At 44.6% G+C, this 17,729-nt stretch carries 14 protein-coding genes and 2 rRNA genes (1 of these 16 running past the window's edge); 12 read left to right on the forward strand and 4 right to left on the reverse strand.

Translation table 11 applies throughout. The features are described from left to right. The 6 genes from ACVFI8_RS11175 to ACVFI8_RS11200 all read left to right on the forward strand — a co-directional run. Positions 1 to 1,553, forward strand: a 23S ribosomal RNA gene (locus ACVFI8_RS11175) (it extends 1,336 nt beyond the left edge of the window). A gap of 112 nt (positions 1,554 to 1,665) precedes the next feature. Then, positions 1,666 to 1,781: ribosomal RNA gene (gene rrf, locus ACVFI8_RS11180) — 5S ribosomal RNA — on the forward strand. A 1,200-nt stretch (positions 1,782 to 2,981) separates the two neighbouring features. Continuing rightward, entirely contained in the window at positions 2,982 to 3,740 is a 759-nt protein-coding gene (locus tag ACVFI8_RS11185) for a flagellar basal body L-ring protein FlgH (protein WP_248713406.1), read from the forward strand. A gap of 10 nt (positions 3,741 to 3,750) precedes the next feature. Then, a complete protein-coding gene (locus tag ACVFI8_RS11190) occupies positions 3,751 to 4,962 on the forward strand; it encodes a flagellar assembly protein T N-terminal domain-containing protein (protein ID WP_457871381.1) in 1,212 nt (403 codons plus the stop codon). Positions 4,963 to 4,982: 20 nt separating this feature from the next. After that, on the forward strand, positions 4,983 to 5,618 hold the full coding sequence (locus tag ACVFI8_RS11195) for a hypothetical protein (RefSeq protein ID WP_457871382.1): 636 nt from the start codon (positions 4,983 to 4,985) through the stop codon (positions 5,616 to 5,618). A gap of 199 nt (positions 5,619 to 5,817) precedes the next feature. Continuing rightward, complete coding sequence (locus ACVFI8_RS11200; protein WP_457871383.1) at positions 5,818 to 8,367, forward strand: S8 family peptidase; 2,550 nt, start codon at positions 5,818 to 5,820, stop codon at positions 8,365 to 8,367. 92 nt (positions 8,368 to 8,459) lie between these two features. Here ACVFI8_RS11200 and ACVFI8_RS11205 read toward each other — a convergent pair whose 3' ends face one another. Next, a complete protein-coding gene (locus tag ACVFI8_RS11205; protein ID WP_457871384.1) occupies positions 8,460 to 8,975 on the reverse strand; it encodes a hypothetical protein in 516 nt (171 codons plus the stop codon). Positions 8,976 to 9,250: 275 nt separating this feature from the next. On the opposite strand from ACVFI8_RS11205, the gene ACVFI8_RS11210 reads away from it, so the two are divergent. From ACVFI8_RS11210 to ACVFI8_RS11220, 3 genes are all read left to right on the forward strand, one after another. Further along, positions 9,251 to 10,927: a DUF342 domain-containing protein gene (locus ACVFI8_RS11210; protein WP_457871385.1), complete on the forward strand. Its 1,677-nt coding sequence runs from the start codon at positions 9,251 to 9,253 to the stop codon at positions 10,925 to 10,927. 61 nt (positions 10,928 to 10,988) lie between these two features. Next, on the forward strand, positions 10,989 to 11,966 hold the full coding sequence (locus ACVFI8_RS11215; protein ID WP_457871386.1) for a D-cysteine desulfhydrase family protein: 978 nt from the start codon (positions 10,989 to 10,991) through the stop codon (positions 11,964 to 11,966). 44 nt (positions 11,967 to 12,010) lie between these two features. Continuing rightward, positions 12,011 to 12,253, forward strand: coding sequence for a DUF2789 domain-containing protein (locus ACVFI8_RS11220; protein ID WP_371923096.1), 243 nt, complete (start codon positions 12,011 to 12,013; stop codon positions 12,251 to 12,253). Here the strand turns inward: ACVFI8_RS11220 and ACVFI8_RS11225 are convergent. Genes ACVFI8_RS11225 through ACVFI8_RS11235 form a run of 3 tightly spaced genes read right to left on the reverse strand, consistent with a single transcriptional unit; the run spans position 12,245 to position 14,512 of the window. Continuing rightward, positions 12,245 to 12,448 carry a hypothetical protein gene (locus tag ACVFI8_RS11225; protein WP_248713399.1) on the reverse strand — a complete coding sequence of 68 codons (204 nt, stop codon included), beginning with the start codon at positions 12,446 to 12,448 and terminating at the stop codon, positions 12,245 to 12,247. The genes ACVFI8_RS11220 and ACVFI8_RS11225 overlap by 9 nt on opposite strands. Before the next feature lie 13 nt (positions 12,449 to 12,461). Then, positions 12,462 to 13,085, reverse strand: a complete 624-nt coding sequence (locus tag ACVFI8_RS11230) for a response regulator (protein WP_248713398.1) — start codon at positions 13,083 to 13,085, stop codon at positions 12,462 to 12,464. Continuing rightward, positions 13,082 to 14,512: a cache domain-containing protein gene (locus ACVFI8_RS11235; protein ID WP_248713397.1), complete on the reverse strand. Its 1,431-nt coding sequence runs from the start codon at positions 14,510 to 14,512 to the stop codon at positions 13,082 to 13,084. Before ACVFI8_RS11235 ends, ACVFI8_RS11230 begins: the two co-directional genes overlap by 4 nt. 245 nt (positions 14,513 to 14,757) lie before the next feature. On the opposite strand from ACVFI8_RS11235, the gene ACVFI8_RS11240 reads away from it, so the two are divergent. From ACVFI8_RS11240 to ACVFI8_RS11250, 3 genes are all read left to right on the forward strand, one after another. After that, a complete protein-coding gene (locus tag ACVFI8_RS11240; protein ID WP_248713396.1) occupies positions 14,758 to 15,831 on the forward strand; it encodes a TRAP transporter substrate-binding protein in 1,074 nt (357 codons plus the stop codon). 80 nt (positions 15,832 to 15,911) lie between these two features. Further along, complete coding sequence (locus tag ACVFI8_RS11245; protein WP_248713395.1) at positions 15,912 to 16,412, forward strand: TRAP transporter small permease subunit; 501 nt, start codon at positions 15,912 to 15,914, stop codon at positions 16,410 to 16,412. Positions 16,413 to 16,436: 24 nt separating this feature from the next. Further along, the gene (locus ACVFI8_RS11250; protein WP_248713394.1) at positions 16,437 to 17,729 is read left to right on the forward strand and encodes a TRAP transporter large permease; all 1,293 of its coding nucleotides are present in this window, start codon (positions 16,437 to 16,439) and stop codon (positions 17,727 to 17,729) included.

Consider the following 17,729-nt stretch of genomic DNA (forward strand, 5'->3'; position numbering starts at 1 on the left):
CCTAAGGCGAGACTGAAAAGTGTAGTCGATGGGAAACAGGTTAATATTCCTGTACTTCGTATAATTGCGATGGGAGGACGGAGAAGGCTAGGCCAGCATGGTGATGGTTATCCATGTTTAAGGTTGTAGGCTGGACACTTAGGAAAATCCGGGTGTCTAAGGCTGAGAATTGATGACGAGTGTCTACGGACATGAAGTGGTTGATGCCCTGCTTCCAGGAAAAGTCTCTAAGCTTCAGATTATACGAAACCGTACCCCAAACCGACACAGGTGGTTGGGTAGAGAATACCAAGGCGCTTGAGAGAACTCGGGTGAAGGAACTAGGCAAAATGGTACCGTAACTTCGGGAGAAGGTACGCTCCCGACGGTGATGAGACTTGCTCTCTAAGCTGTTGGGAGTCGCAGATACCAGTTGGCTGCAACTGTTTATTAAAAACACAGCACTGTGCTAAATCGAAAGATGACGTATACGGTGTGACGCCTGCCCGGTGCCGGAAGGTTAATTGATGTGGTTAGCGCAAGCGAAGCTATTGATCGAAGCCCCGGTAAACGGCGGCCGTAACTATAACGGTCCTAAGGTAGCGAAATTCCTTGTCGGGTAAGTTCCGACCTGCACGAATGGCGTAATGATGGCCAAGCTGTCTCCACCCGAGACTCAGTGAAATTGAAATTGCCGTGAAGATGCGGTGTACCCGCGGCTAGACGGAAAGACCCCGTGAACCTTTACTACAGCTTGACACTGAACATTGACCCTACATGTGTAGGATAGGTGGGAGGCTTTGAAGCGTTGTCGCTAGATGATGTGGAGCCGACCTTGAAATACCACCCTTGTAGTGTTGATGTTCTAACGTTGGTCCCTTATCGGGATTGCGGACAGTGTCTGGTGGGTAGTTTGACTGGGGCGGTCTCCTCCCAAAGAGTAACGGAGGAGCACGAAGGTTGGCTAAGTACGGTCGGACATCGTACGGTTAGTGCAATGGCATAAGCCAGCTTAACTGCGAGACAGACACGTCGAGCAGGTACGAAAGTAGGTCATAGTGATCCGGTGGTTCTGTATGGAAGGGCCATCGCTCAACGGATAAAAGGTACTCCGGGGATAACAGGCTGATACCGCCCAAGAGTTCATATCGACGGCGGTGTTTGGCACCTCGATGTCGGCTCATCACATCCTGGGGCTGAAGTCGGTCCCAAGGGTATGGCTGTTCGCCATTTAAAGTGGTACGCGAGCTGGGTTTAGAACGTCGTGAGACAGTTCGGTCCCTATCTGCCGTGGGCGTTTGAGAATTGAAAGGAGCTGCTCCTAGTACGAGAGGACCGGAGTGGACGAACCGCTGGTGTTTGGGTTGTTATGCCAATAGCATTGCCCAGTAGCTACGTTCGGAACTGATAACCGCTGAAAGCATCTAAGCGGGAAGCAGGCCTTGAGATTAATTCTCACTAGGACTTTAAGTCCTCTGAAGGGCCGTTGGAGACTACAACGTTGATAGGCAAGGTGTGTAAGTGCTGTGAGGCATTGAGCTAACTTGTACTAATTACCCGTGAGGCTTAACCATACAACACCCAAGTGGTGTTGCTTATAGACATCTTATTTTTTAGACCAAGAGTACTTGTTATACTCGTGGGATGTTTTCAGCTTTTTCGAATGTTAAAGACAACAAGTTTTTGCCTGGTGGCAATAGCGTTGTGGACCCACCTGAACCCATGCCGAACTCAGAAGTGAAACGCAACTGCGCCGATGATAGTGTGGGGTCTCCCCATGTGAAAGTAGGTCACTGCCAGGCTCCAAATAAGAAGCCCTGCTCTATGAGCAGGGCTTTTTTATGCCTGAGGTTTAGCCACCGGCTACCATGCTGAGTCGATGGCCATGGATAGCCATGGGTAAGCATGCTTTTTCAGGCTGAAGTGAAAGCCGCTATGCTGCGCACCTATTTAGAGAAGGCCTATCCTAAGGGATAGGCTTTTTTATGCCCGAAATGTAGTCACAGGCTACCATGCTGAGTCGATAGCCATAGATAGCCATGGGTAAGCATGCTTTTTCAGGCTGAAGAGAAAGCCGCTATGCTGCGCACCTGTTCCACTGCCAGAGTCTATTTAGAGAACGCCTATCCTAACGGATAGGCTTTTTTTATGCCTGAGGTTTAGTCACAGGCTACCATGCTGAGTCGATAGCCATAGATAGCCGTGGGTAAACATGTGAACGTCAACAGATACCGCCAGGCACTTATTTAGAGAAGGCCTATCCTAAGGGATAGGCTTTTTTTATGCCTGAGATGTAGTCACAGCCTACCAAGGTGATAGCTGATTTACATGATCACTATTCTGCCTTGCTCTAAATGTTGCTTACAGTGCCAATTAAATGACCTTCTTTGAATAGAGCGAGTGCTTATTGCGACATGGAGAAGCGCCAATGAGATGAAGAGCCTTAGCTGTATGCCGCTAAATATTACTGCGAAGGGGACTCCGTTTCGCTGTGAAATGCGGGAGGATCCAACCATATTTGTATTACTAATGGTTGCTGTTGATAGGCATTAATCGCGCGTAGGCGGATCTTTTCCGCTTTTTGTAGAGTGATAGGCTAGTTTTTTCCATCTTGCGGCAATCTTTGCCTGACTAATACCGTTTATCATACAAAGTTTATTGATTAACATTAAATAGTTCCTATCGGCTTCTCGCGGTCAAAATTTAGTGATTTAAGTAAAAACGGTATGAAGCACCGCATTTTATCTATTTAGTGGCATTTAATTTGCAGTATAGATTTTGTGTAGTGAAATATCTCGAAGGGTGACGGGTTGTTGTCGCTGGTAGTCATTTTTGACAATTAGAGTCTCGAAAAGAGGGGTTTTTATTGGCATTAATGGCATTTGCCTTGCAATTTATAGATGAAGTCTGACTTAGAAACCTAACTATTATAAAAAGTTCTAAGCATCAAGCTAAATAATACAAATGTAATAAACGGAACTAACGTGATTAGGAATAGAGCTATGTTTACCAGAATTGCCGGGGTGTGTAGTATTTTATTATTGTCTGCGTGCTCGACAATAAGTGATACGGTTGAAAAAGCCGCTGACGGAGTGCAAGAACGAGAAGATCGTTCACAGCGTCAAGTTACAGTGAGCACTGATCGGCGTTCGCCAATCCCTGATGACCCCTATTATGCGCCTATTGAACCCAGCCCAGCAGCAGATCCGGTGATTGTTACTGGTTCAATGTTTAATAGTAATACGTCAACTAGCTTATATAGTTACACCCCGCCCTTTGCATTGGGCGATACCATCACAATCATGTTGGACGAAGAAGCCACAGCGACCAAATCAGCAAGTTCAACCTTGGCTAAAGACAACAGTTACAAACTGGATCCAATTACTGTGCCTGGTGGCAATATGACGATAAATGGTAAAACGGTAGAGTTAGAACTGAGTCAAACGCAAGATTTTGATGGTTCGTCAGATGCCAACCAACGACATCGTTTATCTGGCAGAATTACCGTGTCGGTAGTAGATATCCTGAATAACGGCAATTTGGTGGTGAGGGGAGAAAAGTGGCTAGTAATCAACAATGGTAAAGAATATATGCGCTTTACTGGGATTGTTCGCCCGCTAGATGTTAGTGAAAACAACTCGATTGGTTCATACCAAGTAGCTGATGCCCGAATAGAGTTTAGTGGCACTGGGGACCACGCAGACGTGCAAACTCAAGGCTGGTTATCTTCATTTCTAGGCGGAAGCTTATGGCCGCTATAGGGCGAATGCTATGTCATTGTTAATACGCGCAGGCTTAACGTTAGTAATGCTGTTAGGGGCGGTTTGTCCGAGTTATGCGGTTTGGTTTGAAGGTGAAGGGCAAGCCAAAATTCGAGATGGCCAAGTAGATGTAGCTCGACAGCAAGCCATCAAGGATGCGTTGCTTACACTCATGTATCGCGGTGGTGCCAGTGTCAAATCGCTGCAAGTCGTCAAGTCGGGAGTGTTAGAAACCGATGAGCTAACGGTTCGCACAAACGGTGAAGTGTATGACATGAAGCTGTTGGTGGAGACGATAAACGAGGACCAAATTACAGTTAAGGTAGCGGCAGACATATTTCCATTAAATAGCTGTGAAAAAGACAGCTATGCCAAAACGCTGTTTGTCGGCCCTTTTCAGCTGCAAAAACGAGAGCACGCCCAATTGGGTGGCATTTATAGAACTCCTGAAGAGGTGTCGCAACGCTTATTTTATCGCTTTAAGAACAAAAGTAAACGTATCGACGCCCGCCACTTAATGACTCGACAAATTGCTTTTGACGGTCGTTATTCTAATGATATTGAGCCACAAATGCTAAAGGTAGCGCGCAGCTTATCCTCGCAATACGACGTGCAGTACATCTTGTTCGGTAAAATAATCGATATGTCTAGTTACAACGAAACGACCTCCAATTTATTGGGTATAAATAGCACGGTCAAGCAACGTAACTTTCAGCTTAGGTTATATGTTATCGATGGCATCAATGGCGAAACTATTTTGCGTAAAAGCTACGGTTCTAATCGAGAGTGGCCCTTTGATGTCACCATGAAATTAGACGTAACCGGAGAAACTTTTTGGTCGTCGGATTATGGAAAACTTATTGATTCCTATATTGATCAGTCAGTTGTCGATGTAGAGGACGCACTCTACTGTCGTCAAAGCCTCGCTAAGGTGGTCGGCCTTTATAACGACCAAGTAGTGATTAATATTGGTCAGACAAACGGTGTGAGAAAAGGTGACAAGTTTGAATTAGTTCGCCAACAATATCTAATGCATCTTGATGGCGGCTTGCGAGGCCCAATTTTTAATGCTGATGATACGCAGCTTACCGTGGTATCGGTTCAATCTGATCGCTCAGTATTAAGAACAGAACGATTTTCAGATATGGCCAATATTCAAATTAGGGATGTTTTAGTCGCTGTTAGCGATGACCCCTTTGCGCTAACAGATAACGCTAATTAATCATTTATAAGGAATACTCAATGACCACTTCTTATGGGTCTGCTCCATTACAAACAAACGATGTGGCTTATAAACCAAATTTACTTAAAGTGAATGAACCGCAAGTGACCCCTAGTGCTGGCTTTGGTGAAAAGCTTCAAAGTGCCCTATTGCCTGATGCCCCCGAACCATCCTCTGTGGCTGGCACCGTTGGTGACCAAGTAACCGACTTGAGTGGTGGCTCCGATATTTTGGATGTAGCCCCTGCAGCTATGGATATAGGCGTAAGTTTGGCGTCTGGTAACCCGGTAGCCGCGGGATTGGCAGGGGCTGATTTATTACAAAGTGTGCTCAAGGCTGATATTGAGGCGCAGTTTACGGATTTGGGGCAAGGCATTGCCGCCGCTCTGGTGGCGGGTTTATCTGGCGATCCTAGCGCAACAGCAGTACTACCAAGTGCTGAAGAGTTAGCTGAGCAGGCGGCATTGGTCAGTGCAGACATTGTTGCAAATGGCAGTCAACAAGTCGCGAATGCTAGCAACAACGTTTTAGGCAATATCGGCACGAGTCAAGAGGGTAAGTCGACACCGACTAAAGGAACCATTCCCAAGGCATTTTTAGACAATACTTCTGTAGCGAAAGAGGAACCTTTGCTTAACCAGCAGGAAAATAGCTAAGCGGCTATATTTATTGCCGACGCTGTAAAAAAAGTGGCGTTATTGCTTAAGACGCCTTCGGCCCTTTTGTTTGCGACTTCCCAATATCTTGTTTTGTGCTTAAAGTTAACGCCGTGGTGATTAAACTCAGAGCTAAATGTTATATTCTGTAGATGTCGCATATTATTAAACATGTTGTTTATTCGATGTAAGGGACTCTATGAAGACTGGGATTGCTGTAGTTGTGTCACTAATACTTTTTGGCTGTGGTGGCGGAGGAGATAGTTCGGTGGTGGATAACCGCCCCGTATACTCAGTGAGTGGCAGTGCCATCGTATTAACCAATACGGTCATTGATAGCGATGTGAATGATGTTAATAGCCCTTATGCTTCAAACAATCAGGTTACTAGTGCCCAGGAATTACCGCCTATTGCTGTAGTCAGTGGTTATTTAACCAGCCATGCAACCCAAGTGAGTGGTGACCGCTTTGCCACTACGAGTGATTATATTGATATTTATAAGGTGGATTTACAGGCCGGTCAGCGTTTGTTCTTAGAAATTGCAGATTGGGAGAGTGGTAAAACTAATAGCGACTTTGATCTCAGCTTGTATAAGGTCAGTGATGAGAGTGAAGTGGCCAGCTCTATTGGTATAAATAAAACCGAACTGATTGATGTAGAAACCACAGACAGCTATTACATTGTGGTTGACGCTTATACGGGGGGAGGCCAAACCTTATCTCGTGGTAATTATACTTTGCGTTTGATTGGGCAAAACCAGTTAATCACCACTCATAGTCAGCATTTCAGCACGCAGCAAGATTTTGTCATTGACGAAATGGTGGTCAACCATAGCGCTGTACAAGCCAGAACGATGGATGCCAATCAGTACGGTTTATCGCGCGTGAGTGGCAGTGCAAAGATGAGCCTGTATCGCAACGAACAGCCGCTCGCGGCTGTCGCCGGTAGTGCGAAGTCTGCCTTAAAGGGTGGCGTTCAGTCCAATGAGTATGCAGCCAAGAAACGTACTCTGCAGACAATTAAGCTGTTGGCTTATCAAATGGGTATCGACAGTGTATCGCCCAACTTCCTTTATCAAGCAACGGCTTTATCCAATGATGCCTTAGTTGAGCGTCAGTGGCATTACCAACAAATAAACCTTGAGGCTGGCTGGCAAGCCATGCAGGGGCAAACATTAAATGATGTGGTGGTTGCGGTTCTTGATACCGGAATGTTTCAAAGTCACCCTGATTTGAATGCACAACTTACCGGTGACGGTATCGATTTTATATCCTATGACAGCATTTCTCTAGATGGCGATGGCATCGATACTAACCCAGAAGACCCTGGCGACCAGAGTGGTCCAAACGGCACGTCCTCTTGGCATGGTACCCATGTTGCCGGCACCATCGCGGCTCAGACTAACAATAATCTCGGTGTTGCAGGGGTAGCACCAAATGCAAAAATTATGAACTTACGCGTATTGGGATATGGCGGAGGAACAACCTATGACATTTCTCAAGCCATTTTATACGCAGCGGGCTTAGAGAACGCCTCGGGCTTATTGCCAGATAAAACCGCGAGTATTATTAATATGAGCCTTGGAGGCTCCGGCTATGACTCAACATTTAACCAAGCAGTGCAAGATGCGGTAGCCCAAGGCTTGATTGTGGTGGCTGCTGCGGGTAACGAAAGTACTTCTAGCGCCTCTTATCCCGCGGCTTTCGACAATGTGATTGGGGTGAGTGCGGTTGATGCTCAAAAACAAATTACCAGCTATTCAAATTACGGCTCTTATATTGATATTGCGGCTCCAGGTGGAAATAGTAGTGTCGATTTAGACGGTGACGGTTATGGCGATGGCGTATATAGCACTTATGTTAATGAAAACGGTTCTAGTGTTAGTGCTAGCTACCAATATTTAAATGGGACCAGTATGGCGGCACCACATGTTGCCGGTGTGCTTGCTTTGATGAAGCAATTGAATCCAGATTTAGATAGCAGCGAGTTTTTTCGCTTATTAACCAATGGCTTTTTGAGTGACGATCTGGGCGCAGCAGGCAAAGATTCACTATATGGTTACGGCCTGATCAATGCCGAGAAAGCGGTACAAAGTCAAATAGGCGTTAACGATCCTGACCGCAGCTACCTTAGCTTGAGCGCCAGTCAAATTAGTTTAAGCGCCTTAGAAAGTGAAGCGAGCTTTAGTATGCAGTTAGTGGGGGCTTCGCCGATCAGCATTGTTGATATAGCTCAAGAGGCAGACTGGCTCGAGCTTGACGCGAGTGCAACCGATGGTAATGGCTTAGGTACTTATAGTGTTGTCGTTGACCGAGCAGGACTAAGTGATGGCAATTACAGCACCAGCATTACTTTAACGGGTTCAGATGGTAGCGAGCACAAAGTGGCAATCTCGATGACAGTGGTCACTGAAGAAGCTGGTGATAGTGGTTTAGTGTACGCGCTGCTGATAGACCCTAACACTGGAAATACCATTTATAGCCAGCAGTTATTGATGAATGATGGCGTGTTTCAGTTTGCTTTTGCCGAGGTAGCTGAAGCAGATTATCGATTATACGTTAGTAGCGATAACGATAACGATTTTGTGGTTTGTGATGAAGGTGAATTATGTGGTGCTTATCCGGTGCGAAATGATATTAACCTAATACAAGTAAATCAGAATATATCTGGCTTGAGCTTAGATATTGAACCGATAACAACTGAAGACCTAAGCAGCCTATCGCAAAGCTTACTTTTGAAGGTAAAGTGAGCTTAGAACAAAGCCGCTTAGATCATTGTGATTAAGCGGTTAAAGCTATTCATGCTGGTAGATAACTTACCGGCTGATGGACTGAGGCATCGTTATTGCTGGCTGTTAATCCATAAATTGACGCCATAGAGGAATAAATGTAGTCCAAACAACATGCCAATTAGCCAAGCAAAACCATTCGCTCCGGCCAGAATGACTGCGATACCTAAGCCAATACTGAGCAAATAGCGTAATTTTAACCAAAGTTTATTACCCATGGTGGAATTGAGCGCTTTAAACCCGACAGCACCATTTATTATTAAGCCGCCGCCAAGGCATAAAGCCGCTAATCCGAGAGTAATGCCAGGAAATAAACTGAGCATCAACCCGACGACTAAAAATAGCCAGTAACTACTAGGGTCGGTGCGAGGGCCGCCAAGTTGTTGCAGTGTTCGGTTAAACCAAAGTCCTAATATTGCGTAGAACAAAATGGATAAACCTAAAATAACCGCACTGAAAGTACCGACATAATAAGCTAACAACATAGCTGCAATGCCAATGATGATATGTAACACCGCGACCTTTTTTATTTGACTCGTAATGTGGGCGGAGGTATTTAAACTAACCATGTGGGGATGTCCTAATATCAAAAAACAAAGTTGACTATAAATGAGTGTAACTAACTCAAGTCATTTCCCAGTGATTTTATTTACGGCAAATTAAAATCTTCAGAAGGTAAAATAATAGTGTGCCATGCAGCTAAAATACCGATCTAGTTCAATTAGTTGAAATCTTAAGAGTGAGTTATATTGGTTATAAGGGCTTAGCAAAGGCATACTACAATAGTACTACTGCCTATGTTGACCTGCCGCAGTCTGACCTAATTTGAAGTGAAGGAGAGTTAATGCTGGAGTTGAAATGTTTACGTTTATCGCAAGATAAACTGGCCGCATTAATTGAAATCACACCGCAAGAGGCCCATGTTAGCGAATCCGACATCAGGGCACTCATTCTTCGCTCTGATTATAGTCATTACTTTTTTGATGACGAAGCTATCGCTGACGCAGTGGCTAAATTTGCAGAATTAAGAGAGTCTCCTGAGCTCATTGAACAATGGGGCCAAACTTTTGTAAAACTGGCCAATATCCGCAATGCAGAAATCACGTTAGATGTCTCAGAAGATAAAATGGTGGCAAGGGCCACGATTACTGGTGCCTATGGGGGAAAAGCGATTTCTCAAGGCGATCTGGTTAATGCGATGAAAGAAGCTGGCGTTATTTTTGGCCTGCAGAAAAAACGTGCATTATCCTTGTTGAGTCTGGCTAAAAATATTCAACCCGGTGAAAAAATCAAGAAGGTTGTTGCCTTAGGGCGTAAACCGATAGATGGTGAAGATAGCCGTTTTGAACGTTTTGTTGCCACCCCAAAAGAGCGTTTGTTAAAACCCAAAGAAACTGACGATGGTCGGGTGGACATGCGCGACCTCGGTAATTTGGAAACGGTAGAACCTGATACAGAATTGATGCGCCGTCATCCTCATACTTTTGGTCATGAAGGAAAGGATGTACTGGGAGAGCCGCTCCCTTTTAAGCAAGGGCATGAGATACCGTTTACGGTAGGTGAAGGAACCACTATCTCTGCAGACGATGCCAATTTGCTGCTGGCCGCTCGCACCGGTTTACCTTTAGAAATTGAAAATGGCATGAAGGTTGACGACGTATTGTCGATTAAGAATGTAGACGTCACCAATGGCCATGTTGATTTTGCCGGTAGTGTATTGATTAAAGGCAACATTGGCGATGGCATGAAGGTCAAGGCAACCGGCGACATTCATGTTAATGGCTTTGTTGAGTCTGCTGATATTAGCGCTGGTGGCGATATTGTCATCGGCAAAGGTGTGATTGGCCACCGACTGATGGAAGGTGATGACAATTACTCTTGCTCGGTGAGTGCTGCAGGGGAGCTGCACGCCACTTTTGTCCAGTATTCTAAAATTACTGCGGGAAAAGACGTCACTATTACCAGTCAATTGCTGCATAGTAAAATTGAAACTGATGGCAAAGTAACGGTTAGTGACGCGAGTGGTTTACGTGGCACCTTGGTCGGTGGCTCTATTAATGCTGGCGGAGAGATAAGCGCTGTTGTATTAGGTGCAACAGCCGGCACTGCTACTCAATTAACCATATCTGGCGATTTTGATGATATTCAAGAAGAGCGGCGCTCATTGAATGGCATTAAGCATAACTTGCATGAAAAATTGAGTAAGGTGCTTGATGCGCAAATGAAACTCAGTAGTACTAAACAACAAGACCGCGAAGAAGGCACTGCCGAAAAACTAGCGGCAACCTTACACCATACTCGACAAGAGCTGGTGCAAATCGATTTCGCTCTAGATTACAACCAGCAAATGGAAGAACAGTTTTTTGCTAATGCAAAATTAACCGTTAGAAAGGAGCTTCATCCTAATGTTAGGTTGGATATTGTGGGTCAAAAGCTATTCACCAATAGAGAGTATGGGCCGACGCAAACCCAATATGAAAATGGGAAAATCAGCTTTACGCCGCTAAAGCCGGGAAGTTAGTAAATGGCTTGTTAGCGGCCTTTCAGATTAACTAAGGGTGATGTTTAAAGAGGCGAGAACAATGAATTGGCAATCGATTGCTAAGCAGTCCTTGGGTTTTTTCCCTACCCCTCTACACCTTCTTCCGGCTCTATCTAGTCAATTAGCTGGGCCTCAAATCTATATAAAACGGGATGATCTAAGCGGTTTAGCTCTAGGTGGAAATAAAGTGAGGAAGCTAGAGTTTTTGCTAGGTGATGCCTTAAGGCAACAGGCCAACTGTATTATTACCGCTGGCGCTGCTCAATCCAATCATTGCCGTCAAACTGCTGCTGCCGCAGCCAAGCTTAACTTACCTTGTTTTTTGCTGTTAGGTGGCAATGCGCCATCTGAAGCTCAGGGAAATGTATTGCTCGACAAATTGTTTGGTGCGCAGATTAGGTGGGCCGGTGAGCAGCGCAAAGGCGAAGGCATTGATGTGCTTGAGCAGCAATTACGATCCGAAGGATTAAACCCTTACGTTGTGCCTTATGGAGGATCTGACGCTGTAGGTTGTTTGGGTTTTGCCGCGGCTTTAGAAGAATTATTACAACAACAATCTGACTTGGATGAAATTATCTTCGCCTCCAGTTCAGGGGCTAGCCACGCCGGCTTAATGTTGGCTAAGCGCTATTTGCAGTCAACGATTAAACTGCGCGGTATTAATATTGATAAAGCTAATCATGCCGAGCAATCTTTTAATCAACGGATCGCTAATTTGGCTTCAGCTTCGGCCTTGCGCTTTGGTCTCAAGGAAGCGTTCGCGGCTGACGAGGTATGCTTAGATGATGCCTATTTAGGGGAAGGCTACGGGATACTTGGAGATGCAGAACGTGAAGCCATCATGTTGTTAGCGCAAACCGAAGGGATTTTATTAGACCCAGTCTATACCGCTAAAGCTATGGCGGGTTTAATTGCGCGAGTTCGCCAAGGTTGCTATTCCCCCCAACAAAAAATACTGTTTTGGCATACTGGCGGTGCGCCAGCATTATTTGCTTATTCCCAGCAATTACTCAGCTAATCCTGAGGCCTTGACTATGCTTTAAGTAGTCAACGAAAGCTTCAATGAGAATTATTATGGAATCTGGCATTCATAGCCTTAGTGATTTGTTTCAGCAATTGGGCTTAGATCCATCTATTAATGGAATAGCTCAATTTGTTGCCGAACATGCGCCTATTCCCGCGGATGTTTTGTTGCATCAAGCAAGTTTTTGGAATGCGAATCAAGCTGAGTTTTTAGCTGAGTCGGTAGCGCAAGATGCTGATTGGTCAGAGTTAGTCGATCAGCTGGACATAATGCTACGTTGAAGGTTTGTCTGCCGTAATTGGGTCTTGTTCTAACAGATCCAAAGCATGTGCTAGCGTGTTGGCAAAATCGTAACTGTTTTGGCTGGATAGATGAGCGGGCACTGTTCCATTAACATAGCGAACTTGAGCTACAGCCTTAACCTTATCGGTGGCCCTATGTGTTATCGCTTGATTCAATTTCAATCCTTTTTTCATCGAATAGACATCTTTACACTTCGCTACCATAATGCTCTATAGCATACTTAATCATCGCTACGCTACTATCAAGGTCTAGCTTGCGGCGGATCTTTAAAGTGTGAGTTTCAACGGTTCTAATACTGATAGATAAGCTATCGGCTATTTTTTTGTTACCACTGCCTGTGGCCAATAAACGCAGTACTTGCTGTTCACGTTTGGTCAAATGAGCGTTTGTTTGCTGGGCTTCATTATCAAACAAAAGTTTAGACACTCCGGCACTAATGTAGTGGCCACCGTTCGCTATCGCTTCTAACGCGCTGATTAATTCACTTGAAGCAATATCTTTTAACAAGTAGCCTTTCGCGCCGTTACGCATAGCGTTTTGCACGTACTCTTTGTTGTCATGCATACTGAGCATGACAACTTTACTGGAAGGGCTTTGCGTCGCTAAAGATTCCAAAAGCTGAATCCCATTTAGCTTCGGCATATTTATATCTGTCAATACGATATCAGGGTTGAGCGCGATTGCTAAATTGAGTGCTTGTTCACCATCGGCTGCAGTGCCTACCACTACAAAGCCTGGATGGGCTTCTAGGCGCATTTTTAAACCATCTTGTACCAGCGGATGATCATCAACCAATAAAATAGAAGTCATGCTGTTTGCTCTTGTGAAGAAGGGGCCTGTGTTGGTGTTTCTATCAGTGGCACTTTAATGGTAATGAAGGTTCCCTCACCAAGTTGACTATCGACCTCTACATGACCATCAATGTGGGCGATTCGCTCGAATATGTTCTTCAGTCCAAGTCCGCTGCTGGCTAACTCTGGGCGCCTGGTCAGTTCTTTAATTGAATGCCTACGCACTTTTTTACCTTTTTCAAAACCACAACCATTGTCTCTAATTTGCATCGTAAGCAGCTTTCCCTGATGACTTAATACAATGTCTACAGTATCAGCATTCGCATGTTTTTCTACATTTTGTAATGCTTCCTGAGTGATTCGGTAAAGGGTGGTTTCTACAGTCGAAGGAATATTCAAACCTTCAATGTCGCACTCTAAAAAAACATCAATATGGGTGCGCATTTCAAATTCTTGGCAAAAGCTTGCTAAGGCTGCGGCTAGCCCTAGGTCATCTAATACACTAGGGCGCAAGTCCTTTGATATACGTCTGATTTCGCCAATTGCTTCGTTAATGGTGTTGAGTCCCTGATTAAGGCTAGCGCTAACACTGGCGGGGGTATTGTTACATTCAGTAGCACTTTCTAAGCGGTATTTAATTGAAACTAATAATTGATTAATACCATCGTGTAACTCGCGAGATACTCGCTGTCGTTCTTGTTCTTGTGAATCGATAATGCGTTGGGTAAGTGCCTTCAGTTTCTTGTCGGCCAACTTATGCTCGGATATATTCAGTGATGCCCCTAAAAACGCGATAACCACGCCTGAAACAGTGGTTATCACAAACAGCCAAATAAAGTTGCGATTAATATTTTGTTCAGTTTGTGCTTCTAGCTTTGCTAACTCAAGATCTACATCGTCTAGGTATACCCCGGTGCCAAACATCCACTGCCATTTATCTAACATGACCACATAGCCGAGTTTTTTTACTCGATTGCCAGTGCTGGGTTTTTCCCATAGGTAATTACTAAAACCTCCTCCTGCTTTAGCTTGAGCAATCAGGTCTTGAATTAAGTAAGTGCCTTCAGAATCTTTAAAATCCCACAAGTTTTGCCCAACTAGCTCTGGTTGAATGGGGTGGACTAAATTAACGCCTTTCAAGGTATACGCAAAAAAGTAGCCATCGTCGGCAAAACGTAAACGATTAAGTAGCTCACGTACTTGCTGTTTGGCTTGTTCATCTTCGGCGCTCGCGGGCTCGTAGATATCTCGAATGCTGGCAAAGGCTTGGTCTATGTGATTTTGTAACTCAAGCGTTTTACTACGCATGATGTTTTCTTTAATCAGGGTTAGCTGTTGCTCGGTGAGAATAGATGATTGTTTAAAAACTAAGGTTGCGATTAACGCTGTTACGCAAAGTAGCGGTACTACCGACAGCAAGATTATTTTAAATTTTAGAGACCACATCTCATGACAGCCCAACAGAGTTTGTTAACTACATGTTAATACGGGGTAATTTTGAGTGATAGTGATCTGTGTCTCGTTTATACCAAAGTCTATGAGATACGTGATCTTACGTAGAAAAAAACCGTGCTTTAGCGGATAGGCTTTTTTGTAACAAGTCGCTAACATTAGGGGTGACCATAAAGCAGTTGGTTTACATTTTAAACATTTGACCAACAATGGAAAATTAAAACGAAAGGGAGAACAACATGCTTAAGTCCCTCTGCAGTAAAACCCTGCTGGCTTCTGCGATTATTGCGTTTAGTTCGGCCGCTGTATCGGCTGAAAAAGTATACAAATTGAAACTTGCTGAAACTTGGGGGCCTAACTTCCCTGTGTTTGGTGATGCGGTTAAAAACATGGTGAAAATGGCCGACGAGATGTCGAATGGTCGTTTAAAAATTCGCGTCGACTCTTCAAATAAACACAAAGCACCCTTCGGTGTATTTGATTTAGTAAAAAGTGGTCAGTATGACTTAGGGCATAGTGCTTCTTACTACTACAAAGGTAAAGTGCCCAATACGCTTTACTTCACTACGATGCCATTTGGTATGAATGCCCCTGAGCAACACGCTTGGTTGCAATACGGTGGCGGCCAAGAGTTAATGGACCAAGTATATGCCGAGCATAACTTAGTACCATTTCCTGGTGGTAATACCGGTGTGCAAATGGGCGGATGGTTCCGCAAAGAAATTAACTCTGTTGGTGATTTAGAAAACCTTAAAATGCGTATTCCGGGTTTTGCTGGTGAAGTATTGGCTCGTTTAGGCGCCACCCCAGTTAACATTCCACCCGGTGAGTTATACACCGCACTAGAGCGTAATACCATTGATGCACTTGAGTGGGTGGGGCCTTCATTAGATCTACGCATGGGCTTCCACAAAATTGCGCCATATTACTACATGGGCTGGCATGAGCCTGCTACTGAGTTGATGTTTATTGCGAACAAGAAAAAACTTGAGAAACTGCCTGCCGATTTACAAGCCATATTGGCGGTAGCAATGCGCAAGGCTGCCTACGACATGTTTATTCACTCGTATGCAGAAAGTGCCAAAAATTGGCAAACCATGTTGCAAGAATACCCTGACATTCAAGTTAAAACTTTCCCTGCAGAAGTTATCAAAGCACTTAAAACGGCTAACGATGAACTATTGAAAGAGAAAGCGGCTAGCGACCCAATGGCAGCCAAAATTATTGAATCTCAGCAACAATACATGCAGCAAGTTCGCGCGTATACAGCGATTTCTGAGCAAGGTTACCTAAACAGTACCGAAGGTTTGTAGTATTAGAATGAGCCATCAGCTGTTGCTGATGGCTCATTGATTAAACCGATAAAGCAATAGAATTGCTTAGGAGGCTAGAAATGTTGCGTTGGCAACTGGCAGTGGACAGATTTTCTAAGGGCATTGCCGCCCTAACCGCAGTATTGATGCTGCTGATGTTGGTTAATATATTTTACGATGTCGTTATGCGTTACTTTTTCCGCTCAAGCTCGATAGGTATGCAAGAGTTAGAGTGGCATTTGTTTGCAGCGATGTTTTTATTGGGCATTGCCTCAACCTTACAGGCCGAAGGCCACGTTAGGGTTGATATTATTTATGACCGCCTGTCCCGTCGCAAACGCGCGTGGATTGATAGCTTAGGCGTAGTGTTTTTCCTATTTCCTTTTTGCGGGTTGATAGCTTGGTATGGCTATGACTTTGCGTTGGAATCTTACCGTTTAGGAGAAACCAGTGGTGACCCTGGTGGTTTACCTTACCGATGGATTATTAAATCGATGATTCCGATTTCAGCGATATGCTTAGCGATAAGCGGCCTCGGAATGTTACTCAAAAATATTATTCAGCTACGAAATAAGCCCTAGTTCGTAGTTTAAAAGGAAGTTGTCATGATCGGGATTGTCATGTTTTTTGTGGCCTTATTAATGCTGCTTACTGGTTTTCCAGTTGCATTTATATTTGGCGGCGTCGCACTGGTATTTGGGATCTTTGCCGAGGGTTTTGAGTTATTTGCTTTTATGCCATATCGAATTATGAGCATTATGCAAAACTCGGTACTGATGGCGGTACCACTTTTTATCTTCATGGGAATAGTATTACAGAAAACTCGCCTTGCTGAGCAGTTGCTTGAAGCGATGGGGCAGTTGTTTGGTCGTGTTCGAGGCGGCTTGGCTGTTTCTACTATTCTAGTAGGCGCCTTGTTAGCTGCATCCACTGGCGTTGTAGGGGCATCAGTGGTAGCCATGGGCGTTATTTCACTGCCGGTGATGCTTAAATACAAGTATGACAAACGCCTAGCGGCCGGGGTTATTTGTGCCTCTGGGACTCTTGGGCAAATTATTCCACCCTCCATCATCTTAATTATTTTGGGTGATGTAATGGGTGTGCCAGTGGGGGATTTATTTAAAGCGGCCTTACTACCCGGCGCGATGCTGGTAGGGGCTTTCATTCTGTATGTATTGGCTGTTTCATTTTTTAAACCTGAAATGGCACCTGCATTACCTAAAGATGAAGCTGCAGGTCACGGTGTTCAGCCTTGCTGGAATGCTTTTAAGGCGATAGCTCCGCCGCTGGCTTTAATGATTGCGGTACTGGGCTCAATATTTTACGGTATTGCTACACCTACTGAATCGTCTGCGATTGGTGGTATTGGTGCCATTTTACTCTCTATTATTTATCGCCAGTTCTCTTGGAAGATCGTTTACGAGGCATCGATTGAAACCGTTAAAGTCACCTCAATGGTCTTTGCTATTTTCATTGGTGCAACGGCGTTCTCTATGGTGTTCTCATACACGGGTGGCGAAGAAGTCATTGAAGAAGTGATGACCAGCTTACCGGGTGAGAAGTGGGGCTTTTTAATCCTTACCATGATCGTGATTTTGATCTTGGGTTTCTTTATCGATTTTGTGGAAATCTCGTTTATTGTGGTACCGATGCTTTACCCGGTAGCCGAGTTAATGGGGATTGATTTAACGTGGTTTGCTATTTTAATCGCCATGAATTTACAAACGTCCTTCCTTACCCCGCCCTTTGGCTTTAGTTTATTCTATCTCAAAGGGGTTGCCCCGCCAGAGGTGAAAACTACCGATATTTATAAAGGGGTAGTACCGTTCATTATCCTGCAAATAATGGTCTTAGCGTCTATTTTGGTGTTCCCTGAGTTTTATGGCTTCGGCATGTAA

It is taken from the genome of Agarivorans sp. MS3-6, from assembly GCF_054112545.1.

Excerpts from the sequence above, each read along its gene's own strand:
- ACVFI8_RS11185 (WP_248713406.1), top strand. The coding sequence starts at position 2,982 with ATGTTTACCAGAATTGCCGGGGTGTGTAGTATTTTATTATTGTCTGCG.
- ACVFI8_RS11190 (WP_457871381.1), top strand. The coding sequence starts at position 3,751 with ATGTCATTGTTAATACGCGCAGGCTTAACGTTAGTAATGCTGTTAGGG.
- ACVFI8_RS11195 (WP_457871382.1), top strand. The coding sequence starts at position 4,983 with ATGACCACTTCTTATGGGTCTGCTCCATTACAAACAAACGATGTGGCT.
- ACVFI8_RS11200 (WP_457871383.1), top strand. The coding sequence starts at position 5,818 with ATGAAGACTGGGATTGCTGTAGTTGTGTCACTAATACTTTTTGGCTGT.
- ACVFI8_RS11205 (WP_457871384.1), bottom strand. The coding sequence starts at position 8,975 with ATGGTTAGTTTAAATACCTCCGCCCACATTACGAGTCAAATAAAAAAG.
- ACVFI8_RS11210 (WP_457871385.1), top strand. The coding sequence starts at position 9,251 with ATGCTGGAGTTGAAATGTTTACGTTTATCGCAAGATAAACTGGCCGCA.
- ACVFI8_RS11215 (WP_457871386.1), top strand. The coding sequence starts at position 10,989 with ATGAATTGGCAATCGATTGCTAAGCAGTCCTTGGGTTTTTTCCCTACC.
- ACVFI8_RS11220 (WP_371923096.1), top strand. The coding sequence starts at position 12,011 with ATGAGAATTATTATGGAATCTGGCATTCATAGCCTTAGTGATTTGTTT.
- ACVFI8_RS11225 (WP_248713399.1), bottom strand. The coding sequence starts at position 12,448 with ATGAAAAAAGGATTGAAATTGAATCAAGCGATAACACATAGGGCCACC.
- ACVFI8_RS11230 (WP_248713398.1), bottom strand. The coding sequence starts at position 13,085 with ATGACTTCTATTTTATTGGTTGATGATCATCCGCTGGTACAAGATGGT.
- ACVFI8_RS11235 (WP_248713397.1), bottom strand. The coding sequence starts at position 14,512 with ATGTGGTCTCTAAAATTTAAAATAATCTTGCTGTCGGTAGTACCGCTA.
- ACVFI8_RS11240 (WP_248713396.1), top strand. The coding sequence starts at position 14,758 with ATGCTTAAGTCCCTCTGCAGTAAAACCCTGCTGGCTTCTGCGATTATT.
- ACVFI8_RS11245 (WP_248713395.1), top strand. The coding sequence starts at position 15,912 with ATGTTGCGTTGGCAACTGGCAGTGGACAGATTTTCTAAGGGCATTGCC.
- ACVFI8_RS11250 (WP_248713394.1), top strand. The coding sequence starts at position 16,437 with ATGATCGGGATTGTCATGTTTTTTGTGGCCTTATTAATGCTGCTTACT.